A 6,854-nucleotide genomic window follows, 5' to 3' on the forward strand; every position below is an offset into this window, starting at 1 on the left:
CCTGCGGGTACTTCTTCGGGGCGGCCATGGCCTCGGGTCCTCTCATGAGGCCCATCTGACCCGCTGTCACCATCCGCCGCATCTCGGGGGAAGCTCATGCTGTCGGCTGGGCGCAGCGGGTCGGCGAGTTGGGCGCGCAGCGCGCTGCCGGGGGAGGCTGGCGGCGCCGGGGCGCTGCCGGGCGTCGGGTTTCGAGCTGGGGGACGGCCGGGATCGAGGAGATCGGGGTCCTGGCGAACGAGCGCGTCTTCTATCGCGAATGAAGGCGGTCTCCTCCGCCGTGATGGGGATCAGCCAGACGACGGCGACATCAATGCCGTTCTCGATGGTGACCGAGGAGAAGTCGTCGTCGAAGTAGGCGGGCAACCCCGCATAGAGGGACGTCATGGTTCCGCCGGGCAATGGTGCGGGAAGCGCCACCACGTCGCCGTGAAGGATCGCCTCACCGCTCGCCGTCGGCTGCCCGGCGACGTATTCCAGCACTTCGGGGACGCGCCCGTAGCCATTGGTGCGGCTGATGTTCTCGCAGGCCAGCAGTTCCAGGTGGAAGTGACGGTCCGAAGTCGGGTGCCACAACGGAGTACGAGAGAGGTCAATCGTCGCGAACGCCTGGGTGCCTGGGAGCTGGCCCTCGCGGAAGCACGCCACCTGAGGAGTGCCCTGCGCAGCGCTTGCGGGTGGAGACCAGGCACCAATCATGTGCCCGAGTCGGCTCTCAAAGTGGTCTATGAACTCCGGCGCGCAAAGGTTCGAGCGGCAGCCGTGTCACACGGCCCACCCCAAATCGCACACCCACCGCCACCCCATACGTGGCTCGCACGCTCAGCCCCCGTTATTCCCCGCCCTGTCGGCCCGATGGGCATGACATACCCCACAGTGCAGATGTACAAGTTTCAACATGATTGCCGGTAGCGTCGTTCTTGCCCCGCCACCGCAGGGCACCGCCCGGAGCCGTCACCCCATGACTCCGGGCTGATCAAGGAGGAAAGATCATGAACAAGTCCGTCGGACGCCGGGCCGCCACCGCGGCCGCCGCGCTCGCCGCGACGCTCGGTGGGCTGCTGCTCGCTGGCGGTACCGCCTCGGCCGCACCGCTTCAGGCCGTCCACCACGACACCACCGCCTCCGTCTCCCCAGCGGCCTTCCAGGTCCGCGACCACGAGGGCGACCGCTTCGACCGCTACGGCAGCGGGCACACGAGCCGCTGGGACGGCCACCGCTCCTGGGAACGCCAGGACAACTACTGGTACAGCAACGACCACGGCCACCGGTACCGCTACGACGGCCACCGGTTCTACCGGTGGGACAGCGGCTGGCAGGTCATCCAGGTCATCAACGTGTACGGGTTCAACCCGCACGTCCTCCGCTGACCTGCGGCGGCTCGGGGCGGGAACACGCGCCTAGTTCGGTGCCGGCACACCGCGCGGCCCCGAGTCGCCCTCTCGCGCTGCCGCCTGGTCGGACACCGGTGTCCGACCAGGCGGCAGCGCCCACGGCTGGGGCACTCGCACCCGCCATTCAGGGGGGCCACCACCCACACGGGGAGTCATGCCGTGAACGGCTGCGCAGATCAAATGCTCGACTCGCACTCTTGGAGGCGGCGCTCCTCGGCTGGGGGGAGCTGGTGGACGACATGGACGTTGCCGCAGGCGGCGACGCCGGTGATGTTGATCCGGTGGGCTGCCGAGTAGTCGGCGTTTTCGCGGTCCTGCTTGAACCCACCCAGGATGCCGGTGCCCTCGACACGCACCTCGACGTCTTCGGGGACGACGACGTAGACGGTGCCGAGCCATGTGTTGACGTGAATGGTCGTTTCCGGGCCGGTGAACTGGGCCTCACGGAGATCGATCACTCCGCGGCTGATGACCGCGGTGCTGCGATGGCTGTCTCCCACCAGCCAGCGCCCCGTACGGACGAAATTGCTGAGGACGCCGACGGCTTTGGTCGACGCCGGTGCTCCGCTCGACCAGGGGACTGGCTGCAGGTCCTTGACGATGGAGGCCAGTTCGTCCTTGGACTTGGCGCTGTAGACCAGTTCCAGACGCTCTTCCAGTTCGCCGGTGGAGACCCGGCCGTCGGCGGTGGCGGCTTGCAGTACGTCTACGGCTCGCTCGCGGTCGGCATCGGATGCGCGCAGTGCTGAGTCGGTGGGAATGCCTTTGCGCGCGCCGGGGTCGCCGGGCGTAGCCTCAGTGGGCTGTGAAGCATCCATAGTTCGAGTTCACCTCGCTGTATCTGTGCAATGGAACGGGGCCACGGATGAGAGGCGGTCGGGCTCGCTGGCGCGGAGGCGCCGCCCGGCGCTCTGTGTGGGCGCCTCGGTGCCGTCAGGCCGACCGGGCGCCGGTCCGGCTGGGCCGGTCGAGGAGGCTTGTGATTCTCTCCGCGACGATCCCCGGCTGCTCGGCCTGGATGAAGTGAGCCGAGTCGACCTTCTCGAACCGCCCGTCCGGCAGCGTCTCGACCCAACGCCGCTGGTGCTCGGTGATGACGGCGTGTTGTCGTTCCCGGCCCCTGACGGGGCGGGATGCTGAGAGCAGGACCGTCGGGCACGTCGGGAGGCCCGGCGGTTCGGCGCGGAACTGGGGGATGGCCGCGGCAACGGCTTTGAACTCCTTCCTCGTCTGCGCGATACCGGCCGGGACGAAGTCCTCGGCGAGCATGGTCGCGTAGGTGTCCACCGGGAAGACGCGGCCGATGTTTCCGCTGGCCATGCGGGCCAGCCTGCGGAAGCGGACGAGTGCCTGCGTCACGCCCATTGCGCGGTCGACCTTCCTGGCGGTCCGGTCGAAGGTGTCGTAGACGGGCGCGCTCTCCAGTGTCGGATCGAGCAGCAACAGCCCTCGCAGCCGCGGCCCCAGACTCTCCACGGCGCGGCGCGCGACCAGCCCTCCCATGCTGTGCGCAACGAGCACGAACCGGCCGGGGACAACTGCCGCAGCCATGGCGACCAGGTCCGCGACCATGTCGTCGATGCCCAGTTGTACCGCCGTCCGGCCACTGCGGCCGAAGCCGGCGCGGTCGTAGGCGACCAGTCGCGCCCGATCCGTCAGCAGTGGCAGCACAGGGTCCCAGCAGGTGCGTCCCAGGCCCTGGCCTGCCTCGAAGAGCACCCAGTCCGACCCGTTGCCGGACTCCTCCACGTAGACGGACCGACCGTTCACCTGCACTGCCCGCCCCGATGCCTGACGCATGTTCCCCTCCGCAGACTACGTTTCCAACTTCGATAATAGTATCGCTTGTGAAATAGTTGAGTCATGGACACCACCGAAGTGCTTCTCCACCCGGTGCGTCTGCGCGTGGTGCACGCGCTTTCCGGCGGCCGGGTGCTGACCACCTCCCAGCTGTGCGAGCGCATGCCCGAGGTCCCGAAGGTGACCATGTACCGGCACGTCGCCCTGCTGGCCGAGGCGGGCTTCCTGGAGGTGGCCGACGAGCAACGGGTGCGCGGCGCTGTCGAGCGGCACTACCGGCTGCGCCAGGACCGCCCCGTCGTCGACGCCGACGCGGCCGCCGCGATGTCGCCGGACGATCACCGCCGGGGCTTTGCCGCCGCCATGGCTGTGCTGATCGCAGAGTTCAACGCCTACCTCGACCGCGACGGCGCCGACCCAATCGCGGACGCGGTCTCCTACCGCCAGGGCACGCTCTGGCTCAGCCCGGACGAACTCGCCCAGGTGACCCATCAGTTGCTCACGGTGCTGGGCCCCTGGCTGGCCAACCAGCCAGCTCCGGGCCGGGCACCCTACCTGCTCAGTCCCATCCGCTTCCCCGTCGGTCCGACGTTCTCCGACGAAACGCCCAGCTAAAGAAGCGGCTTTGCCCCTGAGTGAAAGCTGAGCTCGGCGGCGTTGATTTCTTCGGGCTGGATGGGCACCACGGTTCCGGCGGGATTGGGTGCCGGTGGCTTTCCGGTGAGTTTGGCTCCACCCGGTGTGATGGTGTGCGACATGCCGCGTGTGGAGCAAATGGGGGTGGAGGGCCGTTCGGCCGTCACGCTGTGCCCGTTGATCACCGTCCAGGTCAGGGAGACCGGTGGTGCACAGGTCGTGTGAGTGGCTGTTCGAGAGGATTCGGCGGGCTCATCGTGAGCAGGGGCCGTCGGGGCGGGAGCTGGCGGCTCGGTTCAAGGTGTCGCGGCGGACGGTACGCCAGGCGATCGAGTCGCCGGTGCCACTGAAGCGGAAGTCGCCGCCGCCACGGCCGAGTGGAGCGGCTCGCGGCGGAGCCCTACTGACCAGCAGTGATGCGCTGATCACTTGAGCCCGCCATCGTTTGACGACATCCGGACAGGTGGCGGCGAGTGCTCGCCGCGACTCACCCCGCCCCAGCAGTAAGCAACTTGGGTTGACTAGCGAGATTAGTCAACTAGAGTTGCTTGCATGCCTGCCGTTGAGAGCCCCGTGCCGCAAGATCCTGCTGACGCCTTGGCAGCTGTCGCGGCGCTGCGGCGCCTTGCCGATCAGCTGGAGGACGCTGCGGTCGAGCAGGCCATGCGGGCGGGCTGGGGCTGGCCGCAGGTCGCCGAGGCGCTCGGTGTGACGCGCCAAGCCGTTCACAAGAAGCACGCCAAGCGGCTCATCGCTGCTGGGGTCGAGTTGAGGAGGCGCAGCGATGTCCGCAATTGACGGGTACCTGCATGCGATCATCGTGCGGGCGATACAGGAAGCCCGTGAGGACGGATCGGCGACGATCGAGGCCCACCATCTCCTGTTGGCGATCGCCGCTGACAATGAGGCCACCACGCACCGGATACTGACCACGGCGGGGCTCGATCGCCGAGCGGTCCGCGACGCACTGGACTGGGAGTTCGAGCACAGCCTGCGGGCAGTCGGGGTCTCTCCCGCCGCGTGTGCCCTTCCTCGGCCGAGCCCCGTTTCCGGGCAACCCAAGATCGGCGCATCGGCCAGGCTCGCGCTGGAGCGGAGCTTCGCCTCTGTCCGCCGCAAGAAGGAGCTGCGGCCAGCACATTTGCTGCTCGGGATCTTGCAGGCCCAGGTCGGCACCGTGCCACGTGCTCTGGCCCTGGCTGCCGTCGACCAGGACCAACTGGTGAACCGCGTGCAGCAGGCGCTCAGCAGCGAAGACGCATGACCACCAGAGATGGCCTATTGCCGCCGATCCGGCGTGGACAGGGGCCGCACGGCCTACACGGCTTACCCACCAGCAAGGAGAAGGTTCAATGGACCAATGTGCTGCCTACACCGACGGCGGCCAACCGCACGCCGCAGCGACCGGGAACGAGGGCGCCAGAGCTGCAGCCGTACCCGCCTCAGCGGCCGACGGCCACGCCAGGATCCAACGCCTACTCGACCAGGCCGTGTCTCCTGGGGGCCTTCCCGGCATCCTCGCCGAGATCCGCGACGGCGACCGGCGGTGGTCCGGTACGGCGGGAACGGCTGACACCGCAACCGGCCGTAAGCGCTCACCGCAGGACCGGTTCCGCATCGGCAGCATCAGCAAGTCGTTCGTGGCCACTGTGATGCTGCAGTTAGCGGCTGAAGGCCGGCTGAGCCTGGACGATGCCGTGGAACGGTGGCTGCCCGGCATAGTCCGCGGCAACGGCCACGACGGCGGCACGGTCGCCATCAAGATGCTGCTCAACCACACCAGCGGGATCTTCAACTACACCGATGACCAGGAAGCCCTGAACCGCGACGAGATCCACACCCCCGAGTCGATCGCGCAGATCGCCATGTCGCATCCGGCCACCTTCGCACCGGGATCGGACTGGGCGTACTCCAACACCAACTACGTCCTCGCAGGCATGATCATCGAACGGGCCAGCGACCGGGCGCTCGCCGACGAGATCACCGACCGGATCGCCGACCCGCTCGGCCTGACCGGAACCTACCTGCCACACGGCAGCGACCCGACGATCCGTGAGCCGCACTCCCGGCATTACACGAAGTTGTTCCAGACCGACTCTGACGCCCCCGTCTACGAGGCGACCGAGCTTGATCCGGCCATGTTCTGGGCAGCCGGCGGCATGATCTCCACCGCCCAGGACCTCAACCGGTTCTTCAGTGCCCTGCTCGGCGGCCGCGTGCTGCCGCCCAACCAGCAACGCGACATGTTCACCACGTTGCCGACCCGCGGCTGGCTCCCCCATACCACCTACGGTCTCGGCATCTCCTCAGTGAGGCTGCCCGGTGGGGAAACGGTCTGGGGCATGGGTGGTGCGCTCCTGGGCTCATGGTCCTACAGCTACGGCACCCGCGACGGAGCGCACATGCTCACCGCTAACGTCAACGGCGACTGGGTGGACAAGGGTTGGGACGACCCCATCGGCATCTTCACCGATCTGCTTCGGACGAAGTTCTCACCTCTGAGCGGGACCTGAGCATCGCAATCACGGTGCGGATCGTGTGCTCAGGACCGCGGCCTCGCGGGGAGCCGGCACCGACCCAGGGGCTTGCCGGTGGGGAAGTTCGCGGAGGACCGGCAGAGCCGTCGGGCGGCAGCGTCGCCCGACATCTGAGCGAGCAAGGAGACGGGTCCTCTTCCCGCCGCGCAACTGTCAGGGAGGCGGGGCGGAGGACACGCAATCACAACCTACCGGCGCCCCACCTCCGCGTTCCCGGACACCCCGCTATCCCTGAATGCGTCACCCGATCAGTGGCTCCCGAACTCGCCGGAAAACACCACCCGTCGACGAGTGCGTTCCCTTCACGAACGGCCTAAATCCAGTGCCGACTTCTACCGGAGACCCGGGGCTCATATGAGCCGACTGAATCACCCAACTCAACCGCTGAGCTTAGCTTGATCTTTAACCTGTGCGGCCGTAGTGCTGGTCGAGCGTCTCGGCGCGTTTGACGGTCTTTCCCGGTGTGTGGCGGGGTGCTCTCGCTCGG

The 6,854-nt window shown here is 67.8% G+C and carries 9 protein-coding genes; 6 read left to right on the forward strand and 3 right to left on the reverse strand.

All coding sequences use genetic code 11. The annotated features are described in order from the left end of the window. Window positions 1-66: 66 nt before the first annotated feature. Window positions 67-648 carry a suppressor of fused domain protein gene (locus ABD369_RS39655; RefSeq protein ID WP_344641506.1) on the reverse strand — a complete coding sequence of 194 codons (582 nt, stop codon included), beginning with the start codon at window positions 646-648 and terminating at the stop codon, window positions 67-69. Window positions 649-992: 344 nt separating this feature from the next. On the opposite strand from ABD369_RS39655, the gene ABD369_RS39660 reads away from it, so the two are divergent. Continuing rightward, the gene (locus tag ABD369_RS39660; protein WP_344641507.1) at window positions 993-1,370 is read left to right on the forward strand and encodes a hypothetical protein; all 378 of its coding nucleotides are present in this window, start codon (window positions 993-995) and stop codon (window positions 1,368-1,370) included. 200 nt (window positions 1,371-1,570) lie between these two features. Here the strand turns inward: ABD369_RS39660 and ABD369_RS39665 are convergent, their stop codons facing one another. Together ABD369_RS39665 and ABD369_RS39670 are read right to left on the reverse strand one after the other, a co-directional pair. Next, window positions 1,571-2,212, reverse strand: coding sequence for a DUF1707 SHOCT-like domain-containing protein (locus tag ABD369_RS39665; RefSeq protein ID WP_344641508.1), 642 nt, complete (start codon window positions 2,210-2,212; stop codon window positions 1,571-1,573). A gap of 115 nt (window positions 2,213-2,327) precedes the next feature. Next, on the reverse strand, window positions 2,328-3,194 hold the full coding sequence (locus ABD369_RS39670) for an alpha/beta fold hydrolase (RefSeq protein WP_344641509.1): 867 nt from the start codon (window positions 3,192-3,194) through the stop codon (window positions 2,328-2,330). A 63-nt stretch (window positions 3,195-3,257) separates the two neighbouring features. Between ABD369_RS39670 and ABD369_RS39675 the strand changes: the two genes are divergently transcribed. The 5 genes from ABD369_RS39675 to ABD369_RS39690 all read left to right on the forward strand — a co-directional run bounded on the left by ABD369_RS39675 (window position 3,258) and on the right by ABD369_RS39690 (window position 6,343). After that, window positions 3,258-3,809 (forward strand): helix-turn-helix domain-containing protein, encoded by a 552-nt coding sequence (locus ABD369_RS39675; RefSeq protein WP_344641510.1) that lies wholly within the window; start codon window positions 3,258-3,260, stop codon window positions 3,807-3,809. A gap of 229 nt (window positions 3,810-4,038) precedes the next feature. Next, window positions 4,039-4,263 carry an HTH domain-containing protein gene (locus tag ABD369_RS41500; protein ID WP_425557885.1) on the forward strand — a complete coding sequence of 75 codons (225 nt, stop codon included), beginning with the start codon at window positions 4,039-4,041 and terminating at the stop codon, window positions 4,261-4,263. A gap of 119 nt (window positions 4,264-4,382) precedes the next feature. Beyond that, entirely contained in the window at window positions 4,383-4,628 is a 246-nt protein-coding gene (locus tag ABD369_RS39680; protein ID WP_344641511.1) for a hypothetical protein, read from the forward strand. After that, on the forward strand, window positions 4,615-5,094 hold the full coding sequence (locus ABD369_RS39685; protein WP_344641512.1) for a Clp protease N-terminal domain-containing protein: 480 nt from the start codon (window positions 4,615-4,617) through the stop codon (window positions 5,092-5,094). Before ABD369_RS39680 ends, ABD369_RS39685 begins: the two co-directional genes overlap by 14 nt. Window positions 5,095-5,182: 88 nt before the next feature. Beyond that, complete coding sequence (locus ABD369_RS39690; protein WP_344641513.1) at window positions 5,183-6,343, forward strand: serine hydrolase domain-containing protein; 1,161 nt, start codon at window positions 5,183-5,185, stop codon at window positions 6,341-6,343. The last annotated feature ends 511 nt before the right edge of the window (window positions 6,344-6,854 follow it).

This window comes from Kitasatospora cystarginea (assembly GCF_039533515.1).
Lineage (GTDB): Bacteria > Actinomycetota > Actinomycetes > Streptomycetales > Streptomycetaceae > Kitasatospora > Kitasatospora cystarginea.